The 2010-nt window shown below is 68.0% G+C and carries 1 protein-coding gene and 1 pseudogene; both read right to left on the bottom strand.

All coding sequences use genetic code 11. The features are described from left to right. Positions 1-249: 249 nt before the first annotated feature. On the bottom strand, positions 250-1902 hold the full coding sequence (locus AC2VOK_RS16310; protein WP_428901414.1) for an acyl-CoA synthetase: 1653 nt from the start codon (positions 1900-1902) through the stop codon (positions 250-252). An 8-nt stretch (positions 1903-1910) separates the two neighbouring features. Continuing rightward, positions 1911-2010 (bottom strand): annotated as a pseudogene (locus AC2VOK_RS16315) (PaaI family thioesterase); the annotation flags it as partial.

Genomic DNA, 2010 nt, shown 5'->3' on the forward strand with positions numbered 1-2010 from the left:
GCAACGCCCCACCGCAGCGCGGCGTTGGGTCCACTGCGTCCAGTCTCCGCCCGGGGTCGCACGACGAAGGAGAACCGTTGGCCCGGAGCGGCTTCGACTACATTGGCGCGTGCGCCTTCACGACCGGAGTCGGTTCGTTGCCAGCCTCTTCGGGAGCGTTCTCCGCACGCCACTCGGGAATCACGGTGATCTCGCAGACGGCGACCTAGCTCGATTCCGTGGGGACCTGCGCATCGGCCGATGCCGTGGTCAGCCATTCACCGCCTGGTCGCGGGCCCATCGGTAGTCCGCCTTGCCCGAGGGACTGCGCTCGATGGCCGCCCGGAAGACGACAGCCTTGGGCAGTTTGTAGCGGGCCAACGACGTCGCGGCGTGCGCCACCAGTTCCCCGGCGTCGGCGTGCGCGCCTTCGGCCAGCGCCACGACGGCAACCACCTCCTGGCCCCAGCGTTCGCTGGGCCGGCTCGCGACCACCACGTCGGCCACTGCGGGATGCGACGCGATCGCGGTTTCGACTTCCTCGGCGAAGATCTTCTCGCCGCCGGAGTTGATCGTCACCGAATCGCGGCCCAGCAGTTCGATGCTGCCATCGGCGCGATGGCGGGCGCGGTCGCCGGGAACCGCGTAACGAGCCCCGTCGATCACCGGGAATGTCTTCGCGGTCTTGGCCGCATCACCTTTGTAGCCGAGTGGAATGTAGCCGCGTTGGACCAGCCACCCGATCCCGTCGTGGCCGGGCGGCAGAATGGCGGACAGATCTTCGGCTGCCACAAAGGTGTTCGGTCCGGCGTTGAAGATGCCCGTCGACACCGCTCCCGGCACCGACATGTGGTGCATCTGCGCCCCGGTCTCCGAGGATCCGACTCCGTCGACGACAACCGCGTTCGGCAGCACGTCGATCAGCCGTTGCTTGACGAACGGGGTCAGCAGGGCGCCGCCGTTGGCGACGACCGCCAGCGACGACACGTCGGCGATCCTCTTTTCGATGGCGGCTGCCAGCGGGCGTGCCATCGCGTCGCCCACCACCGTCACGACCGTCACTTTCTCCCGTTCGATGGTGCGGACGACGTCCTCGGCATCCAAATGGTCTACCACCGAGGGAAATACGACGGACTGACCGGTGCTGATCGCCGTCATCACGCTCCACTGGGCGGCACCGTGCATGAGCGGTGGCAGGACCATCACCGTGGTGCCCGGCCCCGCGGTGGTCCGCGCGACGATCTCCTCGACGGACTGCGCGGGTTCGCCCGTCACGAGGTTGCGCCCACCGAAGGACGTCATGAAGATGTCGTGCTGGCGCCACAGCACGCCCTTGGGCATTCCGGTGGTGCCGCCGGTGTACAGGACGTACAGGTCGTCGGGCGAGTGCCGCACCGGCGGCAGCTCCGGCGAAACCGAGGCCAGGGCGGCCTCGTAGTCCACGGCTCCGTCCAGTAGGTCGTTACCGGAGTCGTCGGCGATCTGGATCAGCACGCGCAGGTGCGGCAGGCCGGGCAAGATCTCGGCTACCCGTGGTGCGAACGCCGCACGGTAGACCAGCGCGCTCGCCCCGGCATCCGCGAGCAGGTACTGCAGCTCGTTCCTGACGTACCGGAAATTGACGTTGAACGGCGCGAGGCGGGCGGCGAACGCGGCGAGCAGCGCCTCGACGTACTCGTTGCCGTTGTAGGCGTAGATGCCGAGTAGGTCCTGGCCGGCCTCGTGCCCGGCCAGTGCGGAACGCTCGGTGTGGCAGCCCAGTCCCCGCGAGTGCAGATAGGCGGCCAGCCGGTTCGACCGCTCGACCACCTGTGCATAGCTGTACCGCCGGTCGCCCTGAATCAGCAGGTCGCGGTCGGGAATCGCGCCCGCAACCGCCGCTACGACGGCGGGCACGGTGAATTCTGTTGCGCTTTGCGGCATCGTGCCTCTCACGGCTGGTGGGTGAGTAGTCGGACCATCAGCCCGTGGGCTTCGGTGAGCAGCCTACCGTCGGCGGCTGTCGTCATAGCGGAGATGGAGATCTTCCTG

It is taken from the genome of Mycobacterium sp. TH-M116, assembly GCF_057473685.1.